Below are 19,371 nucleotides of genomic sequence, written 5' to 3'. Positions count from 1 at the left end.
AAACGAAGCCTCTTGTCCAATACATTTTTATGGATAAAGAGGAAAAAAAACACACCGTTGCACTAACACAAAAAAACGGGATATATATGATGTGTTACCACATATATCCCTAGAGTTTATATCATGCACTCTTTTTTAATACATAGTGTTTGTGCAAGCTCTTAGTGTTCCAACAAATATGCTTTGGAGTAATCCACAGAGCCGTCATACTGAGAAGTCAGACCTTTAAGGTATGGTTTTTGAAGCGATACTTGAGTGTAGTAGTAAATCGGCATAACGCCCATCTCATCTTTAATCAAGATCTCTTCAGCTTTATGGAAGCTTTCCATACGTTTAGCATTGTCTACTTCTTTATAAGCATCATCAAGCAGCTTGTTGTATTCTGCATTGTCGAACTTAATGTCGTTGTTACCATTTCCAGTCTTCCACATATCCAGGAATGTCATTGGATCGTTGTAGTCTGGGTTCCAACCAGCACGTGCTACTTGGTAGTCGCCATTTTGACGGTTTTTAATGAATACGCCCCACTCTTGGTTTTCTGTTTTCACGTCAACACCAAGGTTCTTTTTCCACATATCAGCGATGGCAAGAGCAATTTTCTTATGACCTTCACTTGTGTTGTAGATCAATGTAACTTGCGGCAATGTAGTGTATCCTTTTTCTTTCATACCTTCTTCAAGCAATTTCTTTGCTTCTGCATAATCCTCAGTGAAATAGTCGTCTTTGTATTCAGAACGATATTCGCTACCTTCGGCTGCACCTTTAATACCTGGTGGGATATAACCGAATGCTGGTACTTGAGAAGCCAATGTTACCTTGTCAACGATATCTTGACGGCTGATTGCCATGGAAAATGCCTTACGGATTTTCGCGTTGTCAAATGGCTCAGCTTTTGTATTGAACTCATAGTAGTAAATGCTTGCAATAGACTTCAGTGTGAAGTCATCTGGCAATTCATTTTTCAGTACAGGAATTTGGTCTGGTGGAATGTCACCGTTTGGTGCGCCTGCACGATCAATTTCGCCGTTTTTGTAACTTAGAACTTCTGTAGAAGCTTCGTTAACAATAGTAGCGGTGATTTTATTCAATTTAATGTCGTCTTTATCCCAATACTTATCGTTCTTGGTATATTCAACGGATTGACCTGTAATCCAGCTAGTAAGGGTGAAAGGTCCGTTTGTAATCATTGTTTTAGGATCAGTTGCCCATTTCTCATTACCCTCTACCGATTTGTGAACCGGGAAATAGGTGTAGAAGGACATCAAGTTCAAGAAGTATGCAGTTGGGTTACTCAAAGTTACTTCAAGAGTGTGATCATCAACTGCTTTAACACCTACTTGAGAGAAATCTTTAATTTCACCTTTGTTGAACTGTTCTGCATTTTTCAAATAGTAAAGTTGTTGTGCATATGGTGGAGCTGGAACAGTTGCTGGGTCAAGAACCCGTTTCCATGCAAACACGAAATCATTTGCAGTTACCGGATCACCATTGCTCCATTGGCTGTCACGCAAGTGGAAGGTATAAACCAATCCGTCTGCGGAAACATCCCATTTTTCAGCAACGCCTGGGCCTTCTTTTCCGTCTTTGTCAATACGCACTAAACCTTCATACATTAACTTAAGAGCCACATTCGATTGGCTGTCCTGAGCTTGACCAGGATCAAATGTCGGTACGTCTGCACTCATATTAAGTCTAAGCGTTTGGTCAGCAGCCAGTTTTTCGTCGCCGCTACCTGTGTTTGTGCTGCCTGCCTCGTTCGTTGGGCTGGCTGTGTTGCCGTTGTTTGCTTTGTTCCCGCCGCAGCCAGCAAGCGCTGTGCCGATTACAAGAACTAGAGCAATCATAAGCAATAGACTTTTACTCTTCTTCATCTAGCAGTTCCCCCTAAATAGAATGTGGTATATGGTTTATGATTATACAACCAGTGGTCAAAAAAATCTAGACTAATGTTTTCTGAAAACACATTTTTTTTAAAACTTTAAAATTTTGTGACGTTGACGCTTCACCGAAGTAGCGGAACGTTACATGGCTTGTGATATGTACTTTATGAGGCCTACGAACATGAACAAAACATAAAAAGTACTCATTACGATAAAACTGAGCCGCCAAACTGCACGTAAAATCCGTTTACCGTCCACTTTTCCTTTCATGCGATTTTGCGCTCCACCAATCAGTCCAGCGGATATTAATACAATAAGTAGTATAAGATAAAAGCCGGATTTGGAATTGAATATGTTATTAAAAAGAGCGGATACCGATAGCAATACAAAAATCGTGCTGACATCCATGGCCAGAAAAAAGGTCTTTCTCCTGTCTTGTTTCATACCTGTTCCGATAAAATAAACAAGCAAAAAGGGGACAACCGGAATAACACTTAGTGTAACAAACGAATTCTGCAAAAATTCCAAGGCAACCTCACCTCTCCTCCGCAATCATACCCTCTACCAGTCGGCACATACAGCGATGCAGCGGAACCGCCAGGCCGGAACGCTCTCCCATTTCTACAAGACTGCCATTAATCCAGCGGATTTCTGTTGCCCTTCCGGCAAGAACATCCGCAAGCATAGATGAGGTATTGGCCGATGTGGATCGGCATACCTGAACAATGATCTCCCATGAATCGGTTTCATAAGGGATGCCGCATGCTTCATATACTGCGATGGCTTCATCATACAGTTCTCTCATGACTTGTATGCGTTCCTCGGTAGCGAGCAGCTCACCGTTCGGAATGCGCCAAAGGGCAGTAAGCGGATTAATAACAGCATTGATCAAGAGCTTTCGGTAAATCATGGTATTCATGTCATTCGACAAAAACGCGGAGAATCCTGCAACTGAAAGTGTTTCAAGTAAATGAATTGCTTCAGAATCATTTTGAAGCTCCGTGCTGGAATCTCCCGCGGAGGCTGTTAGAGGAACCTTCCCTATCCATACTTCCCCTTTTCCGGCGTGAATAACCTCTGTTAATGTTTTCCTCTTGGCACCTTCCGTGGTCACGGCTGTATAGATATTGCTCTCCGGAAGCAGTTCTTGCAGCAGATTTATATGTCCGACACCATTTTGGAAGCATACGATACTAGGACGCTCATTGCGAAGTGGCTCCAATATCCCTGGTAAATCATGATGAAGAACATTTTGTTTAACGGTAATTACAATACAGCCACCAGGCTCTTTTCTATAAGTCTCGGTAAAATCGGTAACCAAACCCGCTTGAAAAAGGTCGCTTGTAATCCTAATTGGCGTCCCTTCATCCTCATAACTAATATTGATCCCACTGCGCAGCAGCTCCTGGACCTGTTGGCTGCCACGACACCACAATCTGACCTCATTCCCAGCTGAAATAAGCCGTCCGGCCAGCAGCAGCCCCAATGAACCCGCACCTATAATATCAATTCTCATACTTGCCCCCTGCCACATTTTCCCTCAGTTTCTCCTTAGTATATCCCGCCCCCTCTGGCAAAAGCAAAAGCAAAAATCCCGCAAGACAGGTATTTACACCTGCACCTTGCGGGATTCGCGGAACTCAAGGAACCCTACTCGATTCGTTCCAGATTACCATTGGCATCCATCTTGAACCGGGTCTTGAGCTCCTCTTCCTCTTCATTCAGAAAGGCCAGCCTTCTGGCGCGGTCCATAATCTGAATCAATGCTTTATAATCGTCATTTACAACCCTGTAATCGGTTTGTGCAAGATTGACTTCCTTGGACAGGCGTTCATTCTCCGTCCGCAGCTCTGTCAATTCCTCTTCCTTCTCTCGCAGGTCTCGCTCGAGCATCTTTAGCTGCCGGCCGGCCTCGTGAAAAGTTCCTTTCCATTGCCTTAAGAAACGAATGACCGCATCAATAGACAATGTGTTCTCGGTTAACCCTTCACTTCTGCTGTAATCCTCTTCTGTTTCTCCCAGAATCAATCCAGCTACCTGTGCGCCCCTTACGGCCGGTTGTTTCTTCAGATAGCTACGCTTCTGGCGCTGTCCCTTAGCAATGCTGATAGCTTCTTCATAACTCTTGCGAACACAGCTGTTCCAGCGGAATCCGCATGCGGCGGAAGTTCTGCCGATTTTTTCACCCACTTCTTCAAAAGCAGCAAGTTGTGTACTGCCCTCCCGAATATGGCGCAAAGTTACTTCTGCCAGGATTAGATCATCCTCTGTACTCCAAGCGTCCTGTCTAACGGCTGTCATAAAAGCCAAACCTCCTAACAACATCTTGAAATAACCATCTTCATAACCGGCAGCTCCGCCGGGTAGTGAATAGGGATAAAAGCTGCTTACTCCATTTCTATGCCTCTTAAAGAGTTCATAGAATCTATTTGATACTAAATTGTATTTCCATTTTACGTACACCTCATACGCATTATGCTTTATTAATTCTCTCAGCCCGTCCTGAAGAAAATATGTCAATCATAAAAATCACATTTTTATACAAATTCGCACTTTTTTTCGATGAATTCGTTTACACTCATTTCAGCAACGGGTATAATTAAAATAAATGGAATGAAGATACATATTGGAAGGGGGACTCGCTCTTGGACCGCATGTTTCGGGTGTTGGGTTTTTTCACGCTGGCGATCGGCCTGATGGCTTTTGCCGGAAATTTGACCGAAATGGCCTTACTCTTCTTTTTGCAAACCGCATTCTTCGTCATCCTGGGGTATCTTAAATTTACCGAGAAGACATATGTTCTACTCTTCTGGGGGTACATGATTGTGACCTTTACCGGCTTTAGCTACTGGACGATATTCCAGATGGGTCTCCCGTTATAAATGTAATTCTCTCATCGAACGGACGATGCCCCCTTACTGCAAGGGGCTCTTCCGTTTTTTTGCATGCTTTTTTTTATAGGCCACGGACTGAAAAACGGAGTATGCTATTTTTACAGGGTGAATCATATCATTATTAATATTGGTATTTCTGCTCCTGAACTATTTATCCAAGCAAAGGTGGTGGTGTGGTGCTCTCCCGTCCTTCTATTCGCCGTATGATTGCAGCCATACTCATATTATTCTGCTGCGCACTCCTGCCACTAGTTCCCTCCGCATATCTGTCTGCCGACCCTGTCGGTACTATCGCTTCTCCGCCCGCTTTCGATACTGATAATGAAGAAACTCGCAAGCTGCTGGAGCAGACCTTGTCCTCTGCCGAGATTGAGAAAGAAATCGACCGGATTAGTGGTGAACAGGCTGTTCTCGAGAAGAAAGTGGCTGAGCTAGAAACCCAGGCGGCCGAACAAAAGTCGGCGATAGCCGATCAGCAGGAACGCGCTGGTGCAATTATTCGTTCTTATTATATGGGAGATCGTGACGGATTATTAGAAGCCTTTCTGTCTGCCAAAAGTATCAGCAGAGTGCTAATGTTGTGGGATTACTATGAAATTATCATCGGGCGGGACCGCGATATATTATCGCAGTATGAGAATCAATATAAGAAGTTAAAAGTGACGCTTCAGGCTGCACAGCGAAATTCACAGGAGCTAGCAACGCTCAAAAGCGCGCTTGAGGAGCAAAAAATCAGGGTAGCGGCTCTTCACAAGGAAATTGAAGGGGGAATTCGAAGCAGCAGTGATCCGGAAAGTATGAATGCACTCCTGAAAGAGTTCTCATTATATTGGGAGAATATCGGGCTACATGAAGTAAAGACCTACTTTAAAGCATTATCATCCGCGATGAACAATCTGCCAGACTTTGTCCAGAACCATAAAGATTTGCTTACCCGGCAGGGGATGACTTATCAACTAAGTCTTAAGGAAGAGGATCTCAATGATTTTCTACAATCGCAGAGTAATCTGTTCAGCGATTTTGCTTTTCACTTCAATGAAAGCTCCGTGACAGCTTCGGGGAAAAGCGGCAAGCTATCGCTGGCTCTGACCGGACACTATACAATCCAGAATGAACCGGTCAATGCGATGTTGTTCCATGTCGACAAAATTATCTTTAACGGACTTGAGCTGCCGGACACTACCAATAAAGCATTGGAAAAAGAATTCGACTTAGGCTTCTATCCGGCCAAAATCGTCTCTTTCCTGCGGGCAACCGAAGTCGAGAGCAAGGACGGGCTGCTTCAGGTCAAGCTTGTCGTCTCATTCTGATGTCTGAAGCTGTTTCTGGAGCTCTGCAGCATTCAGCTTGCCTTTTAAAAATAAGGAAACCGCTTCGGACATCGTCTTCCAGCCGCCTTCCGGTTCATCATCGGGGGCGGCTTCTTCTGCCAACAGCAGCTGCGAATCGAACGGCAGGGTTACACCCGATGGTGACCCGGAACGGTAAATTTCATCTAGCGCAGGTAGCCCCCCTGTTGCATTTAGCCAATCCAACTGCGAAGCCGTTCCAGTGATAAAAGCAAGCCATTTCACCGCTTCTTCGGGGTGTTCTGATTGCGCTGGCAAAGCAAACGAGCGGCTGTAGATGCTCTCAATTCCACCCGTGCTATGCACACCAAGCAGTCCTTCAGCCTTCAAGGAAGCATTCCCATACCTTTGCCATTCCGAGAACGGAACAGCTGCAATGGCAATATTGCCATCCTGAATTCCCCCCCAGATCTTAGGGTCCGGTTCGTTGCTCAAATAAAAATTCCCCAGCGCTTCCTGCATCCAATTCAGCGTCTCCGGTTTAACGGAGATCATGCTGGTTCCCATCGACTCCAGTACAGCTGCAAATCCGTATGGAGTTCGGGTATCCAGCGCGAGCAGATATTTGCCAGGCTCTTTACGGAGATTTTCCAACATGAGGTTCCACTCATTCATATTTCGCGGCAATGAAGGCATTCCAAGTTCAGCCAGCCGCTGCGGGGAATACACCAGTACATAAGGATCAATATCCAGCGGCACTCCCCAGTCATAGCCATTCCACTGCATTTGCGGGATTAGCCGGGTAAGCGGTGCACTGCCCGGAACACTTCTATATATATCAATAGGAAGCAGATAGCCGTGTTTGGCCAGATCGAGAATCTTTCGCCCATCGGTCATGATAATATCGGGACTATCACCGACGGTTAAATCCTTCAGCAGAACTTCCTCTGCATTTGCCGTCTCTATATTCTTCAAGTCTATTTTAACGCCGCTGGACAACGAATAGCTGCTGCTCAGCGCCTTTAGTTCAGTAAATTCCGCAGGGCTGAGAGCTACGGTAATGTGCAGACTATCCACTGTTCCGACCTTGCTCGAATTCGGAAAGGCAGAGGGATTCTGCCGTCTATTGACTTCAAGCGAGCCATTGCCCGTATTAACCTGCATGCTCGGCGACAGACTTGTCAACGAAAGCAGCAGAATGGCAAACAACAGCCAGTAGTTTTTGCGTATCCGCACGATAATTCTCCTCCCGGGGCACTTTCTCCCCCCCTATTCTACCAGACCCTTTCCCCCTTGTCTGCACTATGTGAAAACGTTCTCTTTCTATTATAAGATGAAAGTCGACGGAAATGTGGGGGTGGTGATCCTGTGGGTCGTTGCATGAAAGGTTTGGACTTCCGATCGCTGTTATTCTCGGATTCCTGATGGAATTAACCGCTAAGCGGTTGGAATCCGAGAATAGCCTATGCTTCCGATGCGAGCTTTCCTATGGAAAGCTTTTAGGCGAGCGCTGCGCTTCTCCAGTTCCAAACTTTCATTCCACTTACCCAGATCACCAAAAGGCATATCCCCGCGCCTTTCATGCGGCGGGGCAGCAAAAAGCCGGGAGTGATTTAACTCCCGGCGGTAAAACATAGGTTTCAGAGCGGATTAGAGCGGATTAGAGAGACTTAAAGCAATTAAAGGTAGAATTATGCTGCTAGAGCAGTTGGAGCGCTTAGAACCATTTTTAGGATGAATAGAGCGGTATAGTGACTTAGGACAACAATGATGATTAGGGCAAATGAGCTGTTACAGAAGATCGGCGGCCAGCTGAGCCAGGCGGGAACGCTCGCCTTTTTCCAATGTAATATGGCCGCTAATGCCTTGCTGTTTGAATTTTTCCACAATATAGCTGAGTCCGTTACTCGCTGCATCCAGATACGGGTGATCGATCTGCTCCGGGTCGCCCATAAGAATTACTTTACTTCCCTCCCCGGCCCGGGAGACGATGGTCTTCACCTCATGACGGGAGAGGTTCTGCGCTTCATCGATAATAATGAACTGTGAAGGGATCGAGCGGCCGCGGATATAAGTCAACGCTTCGACCTGGATACTGCCAAGTCCCATCAGAATTTTGTCAATATCCCCAGATTTCTTCGTGTCGAACAGAAACTCGAGATTATCATAAATCGGCTGCATCCACGGCCGGAGCTTCTCCTCCTTCTCACCAGGCAAGTATCCGATGTCTTTGCCCATCGGTACGACCGGGCGGGCGATCAGCAGTTTTTTGTATTTATGCTCATCCTCCACCTTGAACAGTCCGGCGGCAAGTGCAAGTAGTGTTTTGCCTGTTCCCGCCTTACCGGTAATAGTTACCAGCGGAATGTCGTCATTCAACAGCAATTCCAGCGCCATACGCTGCTGGGCATTACGGGCACTGATGCCCCAGACGGCATCGTTCCCAAGATACAGCGGCTCCAGGCGAGAAGCATCACTATTCACTCTGAGCAATGCTGATTTTCCGCTACCAATCTCATCCTTGAGAATCACGAATTCATTAGGATACAGACGGTAGGACAGCCCCAACTGTTTGATGGACAAATATCGATTGCTGTAATATTCATCAATTAATGAAGGATGCACATGCAACGACTGATAGCCGGTATACAGTTCATTTATATCTCCGGTACGGTCTGACAAATAATCCTCAGGCGTTACACCAAGCACATCTGCCTTAATCCGTACCAAAACATCTTTGCTGACCAGCACCACAGGACGCGGATCAGGCTTCTCATTCTCTTCAATTAAATAATTGAGCGCAACCGCCAAAATCCGGTTGTCGTTCGATACCTCACCGAACATCTCCTGAACCTTCACGAAGCTGCGGTGATTCAGTTCTACCTTCAGCATTCCTCCATGTTCCAGTTCCACTCCGCTGTGCAGGTGGCCCAGTTCCCGGAGTCCGTCCAGCAGACGGGACACGGTGCGGGCGTTACGGCCAATTTCATCGGCATTGCGCTTCTTGGAGTCGATTTCTTCCAATACAACTGCAGGAATGATGACTTCATGCTCCTTGAAAGAAAAAATCGAATTGGGGTCGTGCAACAGCACGTTGGTATCCAGTACAAATATTTTTTTCATGTTATCCCCTCCACAGCGCCTGGTTTGATTGGTCATACATAACTCTTTCCGTCACGGGAAAAGATAATCCCAGAACTAATCTTTGACCGAAAGGAGTAAGCACATATGAGAAAATCAATGTGTCTGTTGCTGGTACTGCTGCTGCTGACAAGCTGCGGTATCGCTAATAAGAAGACATCACCCTCTCCTCAGGATAAACAGTCGGCTCAAGCTGTAAGCAACAAAGGGGGCCACGAAGTTCGAAAGCTGGCTAATAACGCCACCGCCGTCCCTCTTCCAACCGCATCATCGGCCGGAGTCACTCATACGACCAGAGCGGGAAACGAGATTGCACTCAAGGATCACTTAGAGCAGTTGGCTAAAAGAGTACCTGGTGTAGATGGCGCACACTGTGTAGTTATGGGTAAGACGGCGATTGTTGGACTTGACGTCAAAGGCTCGCTTAGCAGATCGCGGGTCGGAAGTATCAAGTATTCCGTGGCTGAAGCCATCCGCAAAGATCCGCGAAGCGTTAACGCTCTGGTCACTGCCGATATGGACCTTTCCAGCAGACTTGCCGAACTGAGTCACCATATCTCCAAAGGCCGTCCTGTGTCAGGATTCGCTTCAGAGATGGCAGATATTGTCGGACGGATTATTCCGCAAATCCCGGAAGACACCAAGCCCAGAAAACAATAAACAAAGTTAGACAAAAAAAGCCCAGTGATGACCTCACCGGGCTTTTTGCATAGCAGCAAATACTTGTCCGTCCAACTTCTCCGCTGCACGCTGATCATATACTTTTACATATCGTGGAGCGGAGTCCAGCTTCGCACCATAAAAAAGCGCGTTACGCACCGCTTCAATTTCAACATCAAAACAGCAAATATTAAAAGGCACATCGTCAAGACGATCCTGCCTGACCGCAGCACGTCCGTTGATGGCATAAACCGTGCTCTCACCGAACACAGTAATTGTAACCATAGGGTTAACCTTCATATTGTTCACCAGCCGTGAACGATGATCCACTGCGATCCTTAGCACAGAAGGGCTCACTGCATAAATCCACGAAATGGCCGTGGACGTAGGACCCGATGTTTCAGCATCGACAGTGTTTAGCAGAACAAACGTCTCGGATTGCAGCATCGAAAGTAGGGATTCATTAAGTTGAGCAACGGCTTCGGACATGAGTACAGGCCCCCTATGACGCAAAAGTGCATTCAATTGAGTATATTATAGCATAGTAAGAAACTTGCATTCAATTTTAGTTATTATCGCCTTGGCTAACACCAGCGATCCGGTTATGAAGACTCTGCCTCGCCGTCTCAAGCTCTGTCTCATTAATATATACATATGGACTTTTCCATGTTCCGGTTACAGGCTTGAACTCTACATGCTGCTTGGAAATGTTCCAATAAGTAGCGATCAAATCCTTCAGCTGACTATTTTCAACATCAGTCTTCATGTTGTCATTCACAGCGTCCAGCATGCTGCCAATCTTCATGACACCGCCAAACGACTGAACCTGATCGATCAAGGCGTTTAGCACTTCATTTTGGCGTCTGTTGCGGTCGAAGTCATCCGAGCCCTTAGTTTTGGGCTTGCAATTGGATTTGCGATATCGAACATAATCAAGAGCGTGATCACCGTTCAGCTCAGCCGGACCTTTTTTCAGATTAATATTGGTTCCGTCTGCATTATCCTTATAGCACATATCCGCACTGACATTCACTTTAACGCCGCCAAGTGTGTCGACGATATCACGGAAGCCCTGAAAATCGAGAACCGTCACATAGTCCACCTTCACATTCAGGTACTTACCCATCATGGTCTTCATTTCTTCCTCAGCAGAGACGCCAGAGGTCTTTTCCTTGCTCTTGAAACGTGTATAGAACTCATTGATCTTCGTTTTCTTGTATCCGTCCAGCTCCACATAAGTATCACGCGGGAGCGACACTACCGTGGCTGATTTGGTCTCCGGGTTCAGCGATGCCACCATAATAACATCTGTCAGAAAAGATTCATGCTGCGGTCGACTGTCGGTTCCAAGAAGCAGTATGGTCAACGGCTTGACGGTGGCAGATTGCTCAGGCGGAACTGGCTTGTCTATACCGGTATCCAGAATCCCGTGCTCCAGCTTCCAATAGAGATAGCCTCCATAACCGAGACCACCAACAATGGCTACGATCAGAATAACAAGGAGTACCCTACCCAGTCTGGCCCAAAACCCTCTCTTCTTAGCTTTCTTTTTGCCCCTCTTTCTAGGAGGTGCTGTGGCAGGCTGCGTCCTGCCGTTCTCAGGTCTAGTGCTTGGATTCCCCGCTGATCTTCTCGGGGGTAGTTCATTATTGTTGCGTGTCATAATTGAATAAATTCCTTTTCATTTCATTGTAGTACAGGCTAATAATGTATATATAGACGATTTCAATAGTAAAAAGTTGCGGACTAGGAGCGTTTCACCCCGCCAGCTGCCTTCCTCTTCTGCCTTGCTTCGACAAAATATCGTACCCGGACAAGCAGCATTAAACTGACAGCTACAAGCAGACATTGAATTATTGGGAGCTTGTCGTGTTGAAAAATAAGGAGCATCCCGGAACCCAGCGCCATCATAATGTAGAGAGCAATTTCCTTGCCGATGGAGAGCTTTTGATTCACTCGGAACACCTGATTGTAAACAAAAGTGAGCAAAACAAAAATAACAATATAAGCAATAACAGGATGATCAGCGAACCAGGTTTGCATAGCTTTAGTACACCCCTCCCGAATATAGTTACGCTTACATTATATCATCAGTCCATCATTTTAACCTCATAATTACCTGTATGTATCCCTCTGTGAAAAAAATAAGCCGCCGGAAACTTGTTCCGACGGCTTATTGGTTTATTACTTACACGCTCGCTTGAGCTTGTTTACGTTGTTTTTCTGCGCGCTCGCGCTCGCTCTTGTTAAGAATTTTCTTGCGCAGACGCACCGATTTCGGCGTGATTTCGCAATACTCATCATCATTCAAATATTCAAGCGCCTGTTCAAGTGAGAACATCCGTGGCGTTTTCATTTTTACAGTATCGTCCTTCGTTGCGGAACGAACGTTAGTCAATGCTTTTTCCTTACAAATATTCACGACAATATCATTATCGCGGGTATGCTCGCCAACGATCATACCTTCATAAATGTCGGTTCCTGGCTCCAGGAACAGGATACCACGGTCTTCAACACCCATCATTCCGTAGAACGTGGAAGTTCCGGTCTCAGTGGATACCAGTACGCCTTGGTGACGTCCACCTACTTGACCACCAATCAACGGTGCATAGCTGTCGAATGCATGGTTCATTACACCGTAACCGCGTGTCAATGTAAGGAAGTGTGTGTTGTAACCGATCAGACCACGTGCAGGAATCAAGAATTCCAGACGAACCTGTCCAGTGCCGTTGTTGATCATGTTCACCATCTCAGCTTTACGAGTTCCCAGACTTTCCATAACAGAACCCATGCTGTCTTCCGGTACGTCGATCATCAGGCGCTCAAGCGGCTCCATTTTAACACCATCGACTTCCTTAACAATAACCTCAGGCTTGGATACTTGCAATTCATAACCCTCACGACGCATGTTCTCGATCAGGATACCGAGGTGAAGCTCACCGCGTCCCGATACTACGAACGCATCCGGGCTATCTGTTTCAAGTACGCGCAGACTGACATCTGTCTCCAGTTCTTTCATCAGACGCTCACGCAGTTTGCGGGAAGTTACCCATTTGCCTTCTTTACCAGCAAACGGACTGTTGTTAACGAGGAACGTCATTTGCATGGTCGGCTCGTCAATCTTCAGGACAGGCAATGCCTCTGGATGTGCAGGATCAGCGATCGTCTCACCGATGTTGATATCCTTGATACCAGCAATCGCTACGATATCACCGGCGCCAGCTTCTTCAGTCTCAATCCGCTTCAGACCTTGGAATCCGAACAATTTCTCAACCCGTGCAGACTTGCTCTTACCGTCACGTGTAATGACTGTAATAGGCTGACCTTGTTTAACCACACCACGGTTAACACGGCCAATGGCAATACGACCAAGATATTCGTTGTAGTCCATCAGAGTCACCAAGAATTGCAGCGGCTCTTCAACGCTTTCTGTTGGAGCAGGAATCTTCTCAACGATCGTTTCGTACAGTGCAAGCATGTTATCATCTTGCTTCTCTACGTTAAGGCTTGAAGTACCGTTCAATCCGGAAGCATACACTACAGGGAATTCCAGCTGCTCGTCATTGGCTTCAAGCTCGATGAATAGATCGAGCACTTCGTCAATAACTTCCGCAGGGCGGGCAGCCGGACGGTCGATTTTATTCACAACCACGATTGGTTTCAGATTCTGTTCCAATGCTTTACGCAATACGAACTTCGTTTGTGGCATACAACCTTCATAAGCGTCAACAACGAGCAATACGCCGTCAACCATCTTCATAATCCGTTCAACCTCACCGCCGAAGTCGGCGTGTCCAGGTGTATCTACAATGTTGATCAAGTAATCTTTATAGGTAATTGCAGTATTTTTGGCAAGGATCGTAATTCCGCGTTCACGCTCCAGATCGTTGGAGTCCATAGCGCGTTCTTGAAGGGTCTCGTGGGCACTGAAAATACCAGACTGCTGCAGAAGCTGGTCAACCAATGTTGTTTTACCATGGTCAACGTGGGCAATAATCGCAATGTTGCGAATGTCTTTTCTTGAATGCATGATTTGTATCCAAATCCTCTCATTTATCAAATTAAATCTGTTCAAATTCTGAGCACGTCTCGACAATCTCACAAAAGAAGCGCCTGGCGGAAAGCCGACGCTTTATCATAACATTAATTTTATAGTGAAAGCACCATGAAAAGCAAGTCTTTTTATGAAAAAAACACACTCGTTTTCGCTTAAATTTTTCCTATTTATATGCTTGTTTGTGCAAACGCAGGCTACCAGCCACGATTCCATTTCTTCCCGCCCCGTGATTTGCCGCGCCCGGCAATCAACCAGAGACCCGCCAGGACCAGAACAGCACCAAGTACATAGAGGAATCCTGTTCCAAGTAAGCTGAACACCAACAAGACAAGACTGAGCAAGCCAACTACAGCGGAACCAACTGCAAGCCCCCTGCTCCGGTAAGGAGAATAGAGCGAATATTGATATAGACCTAACGCAATACCAATCAGTAATAGTGGCCACAAATGTCTCATTAGACTCCAGCCCCAGATATTACAAAGTCCGAACAGAATGCCGTACACTGTCAGAACTCCTGCAGGAATCAGCAAGGATGCGGACACCTGGCGGTTAAAGAACAATACATACAGGATAAGGCCCGGAAGCAGAATCACGAGGGGCCAGAGCGCCCGCCCCAAAAATCCGAAGACTCCCAGCTTCCCGAATAAAATCACGATGCCGGCAGCGGCAATGAAAATCCCAAGCTTCATATCATTTTTGGAAGACATCTCTCATCCATCCCTTCATGGTTCAACATCACTTCCTGTTTCTAACGGGCCTATCGGCTCCGAATTACGACAGAATTCACTTTCATTTTAGCTGAAAACGGGTCAAAACACCACATTCTTCTATCTCTTCTCATTATGGACAGGTTACCACATTTTCTAACCCAAGTTGATCGGCTTTGCCATCCTTTAAGGGGCGGTATCTGCTCCAGCGAGAAATATAAGAATGATTTATAGCGTAAAACATATACATTCTTATATTTCAAAAAAAGATGGCCTCTTTCGGAGGCCACCCTTGTGGGCTTGTTTTAAACGATTTTGGCCGTACGCCGTTTGAGCGCTCCCGTTACCACCACTACAATGCCCAGGACAAGTGGAAGCGAGGAATGTAGCGACGGCAGGGCCAAAGAAACCAGCGGGCCTAATTTGCCATCCTGCAGCAGCATATCCCCCGCAGTATAAGCCAAAATATAGGCTCCGATGAAGACCAGCAATGGATAACGGTGCAGCAAATTCACAATAATTCCACTGCCCCAGACAACTATCGGGATGCTAAGCGCAATACCAATCACAATCAGCGACAGATCTCCTTTGGCTAACCCTGCAATGGCTAGTACATTATCAAGGCTCATAATGAAATCGGCCAGAAGAATCGTCCGAATCGATTTCCAAATCGTAGACACTCCGGCTATCCGCAGCGTGTTCTCTTCCTCCACCAGTAGTTTAAAGGAAATCCACAGCAGCAAAAATCCGCCGCCCGCTTGGATAAAAGGAATTTTGAGCAGCAATACTGCGGCAAAGGTCAGAAGACAACGCAGGAGCACTGCCCCGGCCGCTCCCCACCACACCGCCATTTTGCGATGATGCTCTGGAAGGTCCTTGCTAGCCAGTGCAATTACCATCGCGTTATCTCCGCTAAGCACCAGATTGACCATTAATATTTCACCCAGCAGCACTATTGAATCCATACTTTTAGCCCCCTCGAACTACATGTAATTACATGTATGTCCGAAAGTGACAAGCTATGCTTGCTGCCCCGTTTTTCAGAGGAGATATATGAGGGCTGTTAGAACCATTCCTCTTGCAATTCAGCTTCCACACTCACGACCTCTGTCGGCTTCTCGTCCCCGTATGGAGTGATCTCAATGGTCTCGGTAGCAGCCACAGCTTCATCCAGCAGTGCCGTATAACCAGGAAGCGTCGCTTCGATCTTCTCGACAATCCGCAGGTTGGGATTGGTGGTCGGCGATTTCGGAACGAACAAGGTGCAGCAATCTTCGTAAGGAAGAATGGACAAGTCATAGGTCCCGATTTGCTTGGATATCTCCACAATTTCACTCTTGTCCATCATAACAAGTGGGCGAAGCAACGGGAGCTGTGTAGCGCGTCCGATCACGTTCATGCTCGGCAATGTCTGGCTGGCGACCTGTCCGAGGCTATCGCCCGTTACCAGTGCCAGTGCTCCCTCCCGTTCAGCAATACCGGTGGCAATCCTCAGCATGGCCCGGCGCATCAGCGTCACGATCAGATTATCCTGTCCGATTCCAGTGAAAGAGGTCTGGACTGCTGTGAACGGCACCAGATGCAGCTTGATTACCCCTGCATATCTGGAGAGAACGCGCGTTAGGTCAACGACCTTTTGCCGGGCCAGCTCACTGGTATAGGGATAGCTGTAAAAATGAATGCATTCGACCTCCAGCCCTCTGCGCATGGAGGACCACGCGGCTACCGGGCTATCGATGCCACCTGACAGCAATAACAGAGCCTTACCATTGGTACCCAGTGGAAAACCGCCAACTCCCTCAATATTTTCACAGAAAATATACGTATGGTTCTGACGGATCTCTATTCGTATCTCCAGCTGTGGGGATTTGACATCCACTTTCAGGCCGGAATATCCTTGCAACAACGGAGTGGACACCAGTTTGTTCATCTCAATAGAGCCGTACGGGAAGTCTTTCCATACCCGCCGGGCATTGACCTTGAAGGTCGTACCAGGCTCAGGGGCCAGTCTCTCCAGTAATTCGCGGCTTACTGCCACAATCTGTTCCAGCTCCGAAGGAGCACATTTCACCGGACTGACGGAGGCGATCCCGAATACATTTTTCAGGACATTGGCTACTTCGGCAGCAGGCTCTCCATTCAGCTCAGCATAGATACGTCCGAATTCTTTACTGAGTACAATACCGGGATACGGCTTGATGATTTCTTTAACATGGCGCAGTACCGTCCGTTCAAACCGAGCACGGTTTTTGCCCTTTAATGTAAACTCTCCGAAACGTAAAAGCAGCATATCGGCGTAGTCAATGCTGCTGCCTGAATTCGGTTGGACTTCATTGTTGGCACTCATGATTTATTTCACGCCTCCTTCTGCAATCTTCAAATCCTGTACCGCTTTGATTAACGCCTTTTCCAAGGCTGCAACATCCTCAAGCGTATGCCTGTCACCGAAGCTAATCCGAATGCCGCCCAGTGCTTCCTGAGCAGACCGTCCCATCGACAACAGCACACGGCTCGGCTCAGCTAGTCGGGAAGAACAGGCCGAACGGGTGGATACTGCCATGCCCAGCTCTTCCAGCTTGCGAGCCATGACCTCCCCCTTCATGCCAGGGTAGGAAAAATGCACAATATGAGGCGCACCCTCCTCCCCGCTGTTCACGACAAATTCCGGAATCCCGCGCAGAAAATGCAGCAATCTGTCACGCAGCGGCACAAGCTGATCATATAATTGATGTCGCCCTTCCCCACTCATTCGCACAGCTTTGGCGGAAGCCACAATTGCCGGAACATTCTCTGTTCCAGCCCGCAGCCCCTCTTCATGGGAACCACCGGTCAGCAGTGGGGCAAGCGCAACACCTTGCTTAACATAGAGCAGGCCCGCACCGCGCGGACCGCGAATTTTATGAGGGGATAGGCTGTACAGATCTGCCTTCCATGTATCCAGTTCTACCGGAAGCTTCCCGAAGCCCTGTACCCCATCCACATGAAATAGCGTCCGGGGATTAGCCGATTTCACCAGCGCCCCGATCTCCTTCAAGGGCTGAATCGTACCAATCTCATTATTAACATGCATGACGCTGACCAGCACCGTATCCTTGCGCACAGCGGCAGCAACAGCAGCCGGATTCACGACACCGCTGGCATCAGGAGCGATAAAGGTGATCTCCCATCCCCGCTGCTGCAGCTGCAGACAGCTCTCATAGACAGACGGATGCTCCAGCTCTGTAGTCACCAAATGACGGCCTCGACTCTCGTATTGGAGAGCAGCGCCCTTAATAGCAAGGTTATTACTTTCCGTGGCTCCTGATGTGAAGAGGATCTCCTCTGGCTTGACTCCAATGGCCGCAGCACTGACTTCCCGCGCTCGTCTAACCAGTCTCCCCGCCTCCATGCCCGCTTTGTGCAGGGAGGAAGGATTCGCATAGTGGAGCTTCATGATTTGTTCCATCGTCTGGACCACCTCTTCATAAGGCGGGGCAGCGGCGGCATAATCCCAGTAAAGCATATATCGTTAGTCTCCTTTATTTCGTACAGTCTTCTGATTCTACACTATATGAGCTTGTTCAAAAAGTCTTCCTTTCATCAGCAAGCTGCAAGCCTACCCTCCCCTGATACAGAGAAAAGGATCAAGCGGGCTGCCCGGGCATCTAGCCCAGGGAGGAAATCCCGTTTGATCCTTTTTATTATACCGCGTATTGTGCGCGGGCGCGTTCTATTTTGTAGATATAGTCCTGAGTCTCTTTAGGAAGCTGAGAAAGATTGGCCATCAACTCCTGATCATTACTGACACCAAGTTTCGTTACCCGGCCCGGACCGGCATTATAGGCCGCGAGCGCCATTCTTTCTTCCCCGCCGAACCGCTGAAGCTGATACGACAAATACCGTACGCCCCCGTCAATGCTTTGTGCCGGATCAAATGGGTTGGATACCCCAAGCCCACTGGCCGTGCCATCCATCAGCTGCATCAATCCCTTGGCTCCAGCGGAGGATACCACATTGGGATTAAAAGAGGACTCCGTATCAATTACAGCTTTGATCAGATCGACCGGTACACCGTACTTAGCGCTTGCCGTCTGAATAAGCTCTTCGTAATCGGTGGGCTTAGTTCCCGTTATTTCCCCGGAAATGCTTCCCGATGTCTGTGCGCCGAGATTCTGCCAGAGAAGTGGGCTGGCAGCGGCCATATCGGCCAGAGCCGAAGCGGTATCAAGACTCTTCAGCGAATCTCTCTGCGAGGTACCCTCCTGCAGCATCGCCGAGAATACAGCTGATGATTTTCCCTCAACCGGGGTACTCGGGGTATCCTTCACCTTCACCTTCACCTTGTCTGAAGGCCCTGTCACTGCACCTGTCTTCAGATTGACCCATTTCAATTGACCAGCCCCGTTGGCTTGTACCGGATTAATCCCCATGCTGACATTCCTTTCTTTTAGCTATATAAGACGAACTTAAGATCCGAACTTAAGGCTCGATCGTCACTACGGTGGAATGTTTGGACTTCCGGCCGTTGTTGTTCCCAGATTTCTTCTTTATAACCGCTATTAGCGGTTGAAATCTGGGAAGCTTATGCTTCCGACGCGAGCTTTCCTACAGAAAGCTTTCAGACGAACGCTTCGCTCCTACAGTTCCAAACTTCCCCCTTCGTTCCTCTTCTCTCTTCGTTACTTTCTTTTGTTCATCTTATATATTCTCTATGTTGAACTCTTACATTCCACTTTTAAAATACGCCTTAATCTTACATTTTTA

General features: G+C 47.3%; 18 protein-coding genes. 3 read left to right on the top strand and 15 right to left on the bottom strand.

Annotation, left to right across the window (positions count from 1 at the left end; translation table 11 throughout):
* Window positions 1-161 precede the first annotated feature (161 nt).
* The 4 genes from ACFORK_RS02110 to ACFORK_RS02095 form a co-directional block, all read right to left on the bottom strand.
* Window positions 162-1,871: a peptide ABC transporter substrate-binding protein gene (locus ACFORK_RS02110; protein ID WP_379195126.1), complete on the bottom strand. Its 1,710-nt coding sequence runs from the start codon at window positions 1,869-1,871 to the stop codon at window positions 162-164.
* A 150-nt stretch (window positions 1,872-2,021) separates the two neighbouring features.
* Window positions 2,022-2,408 carry a DUF3397 domain-containing protein gene (locus ACFORK_RS02105; RefSeq protein ID WP_379195124.1) on the bottom strand — a complete coding sequence of 129 codons (387 nt, stop codon included), beginning with the start codon at window positions 2,406-2,408 and terminating at the stop codon, window positions 2,022-2,024.
* 7 nt (window positions 2,409-2,415) lie between these two features.
* A complete protein-coding gene (locus ACFORK_RS02100) occupies window positions 2,416-3,396 on the bottom strand; it encodes a ketopantoate reductase family protein (RefSeq protein WP_379195122.1) in 981 nt (326 codons plus the stop codon).
* A 134-nt stretch (window positions 3,397-3,530) separates the two neighbouring features.
* On the bottom strand, window positions 3,531-4,181 hold the full coding sequence (locus tag ACFORK_RS02095; protein ID WP_379195120.1) for an RsfA family transcriptional regulator: 651 nt from the start codon (window positions 4,179-4,181) through the stop codon (window positions 3,531-3,533).
* A 344-nt stretch (window positions 4,182-4,525) separates the two neighbouring features.
* On the opposite strand from ACFORK_RS02095, the gene ACFORK_RS02090 reads away from it, so the two are divergent.
* Both ACFORK_RS02090 and ACFORK_RS02085 read left to right on the top strand, forming a co-directional pair.
* Window positions 4,526-4,762: a DUF2626 domain-containing protein gene (locus ACFORK_RS02090; protein WP_379195118.1), complete on the top strand. Its 237-nt coding sequence runs from the start codon at window positions 4,526-4,528 to the stop codon at window positions 4,760-4,762.
* 215 nt (window positions 4,763-4,977) lie between these two features.
* On the top strand, window positions 4,978-6,084 hold the full coding sequence (locus tag ACFORK_RS02085) for a coiled-coil domain-containing protein (RefSeq protein WP_379195116.1): 1,107 nt from the start codon (window positions 4,978-4,980) through the stop codon (window positions 6,082-6,084).
* On the opposite strand, the gene ACFORK_RS02080 is transcribed toward ACFORK_RS02085, so the two are convergent.
* A complete protein-coding gene (locus ACFORK_RS02080; protein ID WP_379195114.1) occupies window positions 6,076-7,299 on the bottom strand; it encodes an ABC transporter substrate-binding protein in 1,224 nt (407 codons plus the stop codon). The genes ACFORK_RS02085 and ACFORK_RS02080 overlap by 9 nt on opposite strands.
* A 555-nt stretch (window positions 7,300-7,854) precedes the next feature.
* Window positions 7,855-9,186: a PhoH family protein gene (locus ACFORK_RS02075; RefSeq protein WP_379195112.1), complete on the bottom strand. Its 1,332-nt coding sequence runs from the start codon at window positions 9,184-9,186 to the stop codon at window positions 7,855-7,857.
* A gap of 105 nt (window positions 9,187-9,291) precedes the next feature.
* Between ACFORK_RS02075 and ACFORK_RS02070 the strand changes: the two genes are divergently transcribed.
* Window positions 9,292-9,864, top strand: coding sequence for a YhcN/YlaJ family sporulation lipoprotein (locus ACFORK_RS02070; RefSeq protein WP_379195110.1), 573 nt, complete (start codon window positions 9,292-9,294; stop codon window positions 9,862-9,864).
* A gap of 33 nt (window positions 9,865-9,897) precedes the next feature.
* On the opposite strand, the gene ACFORK_RS02065 is transcribed toward ACFORK_RS02070, so the two are convergent.
* The 9 genes from ACFORK_RS02065 to ACFORK_RS02025 form a co-directional block, all read right to left on the bottom strand.
* On the bottom strand, window positions 9,898-10,353 hold the full coding sequence (locus ACFORK_RS02065) for a PNPOx family protein (protein ID WP_379195108.1): 456 nt from the start codon (window positions 10,351-10,353) through the stop codon (window positions 9,898-9,900).
* Between the two features lie 76 nt (window positions 10,354-10,429).
* The gene (locus tag ACFORK_RS02060) at window positions 10,430-11,527 is read right to left on the bottom strand and encodes an LCP family protein (protein ID WP_379195105.1); all 1,098 of its coding nucleotides are present in this window, start codon (window positions 11,525-11,527) and stop codon (window positions 10,430-10,432) included.
* An 83-nt stretch (window positions 11,528-11,610) separates the two neighbouring features.
* Window positions 11,611-11,907: a YlaH-like family protein gene (locus tag ACFORK_RS02055; RefSeq protein WP_379195103.1), complete on the bottom strand. Its 297-nt coding sequence runs from the start codon at window positions 11,905-11,907 to the stop codon at window positions 11,611-11,613.
* 145 nt (window positions 11,908-12,052) lie between these two features.
* The gene (typA, locus tag ACFORK_RS02050; protein ID WP_379195101.1) at window positions 12,053-13,894 is read right to left on the bottom strand and encodes a translational GTPase TypA; all 1,842 of its coding nucleotides are present in this window, start codon (window positions 13,892-13,894) and stop codon (window positions 12,053-12,055) included.
* Between the two features lie 221 nt (window positions 13,895-14,115).
* Window positions 14,116-14,628: a hypothetical protein gene (locus ACFORK_RS02045; protein ID WP_379195099.1), complete on the bottom strand. Its 513-nt coding sequence runs from the start codon at window positions 14,626-14,628 to the stop codon at window positions 14,116-14,118.
* Between the two features lie 305 nt (window positions 14,629-14,933).
* Window positions 14,934-15,593 (bottom strand): TerC family protein, encoded by a 660-nt coding sequence (locus ACFORK_RS02040; RefSeq protein WP_379195097.1) that lies wholly within the window; start codon window positions 15,591-15,593, stop codon window positions 14,934-14,936.
* Between the two features lie 98 nt (window positions 15,594-15,691).
* Window positions 15,692-16,975, bottom strand: coding sequence for a tRNA uracil 4-sulfurtransferase ThiI (thiI, locus tag ACFORK_RS02035; RefSeq protein ID WP_379195095.1), 1,284 nt, complete (start codon window positions 16,973-16,975; stop codon window positions 15,692-15,694).
* 3 nt (window positions 16,976-16,978) lie between these two features.
* Complete coding sequence (locus ACFORK_RS02030) at window positions 16,979-18,130, bottom strand: cysteine desulfurase family protein (RefSeq protein WP_379195093.1); 1,152 nt, start codon at window positions 18,128-18,130, stop codon at window positions 16,979-16,981.
* A 178-nt stretch (window positions 18,131-18,308) separates the two neighbouring features.
* Window positions 18,309-19,037 carry a transglycosylase SLT domain-containing protein gene (locus tag ACFORK_RS02025; protein ID WP_379195091.1) on the bottom strand — a complete coding sequence of 243 codons (729 nt, stop codon included), beginning with the start codon at window positions 19,035-19,037 and terminating at the stop codon, window positions 18,309-18,311.
* Between the last annotated feature and the right edge of the window lie 334 nt (window positions 19,038-19,371).

It is taken from the genome of Paenibacillus sp. GCM10012306 (assembly GCF_042649265.1).
GTDB lineage: Bacteria > Bacillota > Bacilli > Paenibacillales > Paenibacillaceae > Paenibacillus_AQ.
Note: the sequence above shows the minus strand (reverse complement) of the source record. Positions and strands in the feature narration are given on the sequence as shown.

What these genes read in the sequence shown, in the direction of transcription:
- ACFORK_RS02070 (WP_379195110.1), top strand. Translation starts at nt 9,292, where the DNA reads ATGAGAAAATCAATGTGTCTGTTGCTGGTACTGCTGCTGCTGACAAGC.
- ACFORK_RS02025 (WP_379195091.1), bottom strand. Translation starts at nt 19,037, where the DNA reads ATGGGGATTAATCCGGTACAAGCCAACGGGGCTGGTCAATTGAAATGG.
- ACFORK_RS02095 (WP_379195120.1), bottom strand. Translation starts at nt 4,181, where the DNA reads ATGACAGCCGTTAGACAGGACGCTTGGAGTACAGAGGATGATCTAATC.
- ACFORK_RS02040 (WP_379195097.1), bottom strand. Translation starts at nt 15,593, where the DNA reads ATGGATTCAATAGTGCTGCTGGGTGAAATATTAATGGTCAATCTGGTG.
- typA (WP_379195101.1), bottom strand. Translation starts at nt 13,894, where the DNA reads ATGCATTCAAGAAAAGACATTCGCAACATTGCGATTATTGCCCACGTT.
- ACFORK_RS02085 (WP_379195116.1), top strand. Translation starts at nt 4,978, where the DNA reads ATGATTGCAGCCATACTCATATTATTCTGCTGCGCACTCCTGCCACTA.
- ACFORK_RS02060 (WP_379195105.1), bottom strand. Translation starts at nt 11,527, where the DNA reads ATGACACGCAACAATAATGAACTACCCCCGAGAAGATCAGCGGGGAAT.
- ACFORK_RS02030 (WP_379195093.1), bottom strand. Translation starts at nt 18,130, where the DNA reads ATGCTTTACTGGGATTATGCCGCCGCTGCCCCGCCTTATGAAGAGGTG.
- thiI (WP_379195095.1), bottom strand. Translation starts at nt 16,975, where the DNA reads ATGAGTGCCAACAATGAAGTCCAACCGAATTCAGGCAGCAGCATTGAC.
- ACFORK_RS02075 (WP_379195112.1), bottom strand. Translation starts at nt 9,186, where the DNA reads ATGAAAAAAATATTTGTACTGGATACCAACGTGCTGTTGCACGACCCC.
- ACFORK_RS02110 (WP_379195126.1), bottom strand. Translation starts at nt 1,871, where the DNA reads ATGAAGAAGAGTAAAAGTCTATTGCTTATGATTGCTCTAGTTCTTGTA.
- ACFORK_RS02045 (WP_379195099.1), bottom strand. Translation starts at nt 14,628, where the DNA reads ATGTCTTCCAAAAATGATATGAAGCTTGGGATTTTCATTGCCGCTGCC.
- ACFORK_RS02065 (WP_379195108.1), bottom strand. Translation starts at nt 10,353, where the DNA reads ATGTCCGAAGCCGTTGCTCAACTTAATGAATCCCTACTTTCGATGCTG.
- ACFORK_RS02055 (WP_379195103.1), bottom strand. Translation starts at nt 11,907, where the DNA reads ATGCAAACCTGGTTCGCTGATCATCCTGTTATTGCTTATATTGTTATT.
- ACFORK_RS02100 (WP_379195122.1), bottom strand. Translation starts at nt 3,396, where the DNA reads ATGAGAATTGATATTATAGGTGCGGGTTCATTGGGGCTGCTGCTGGCC.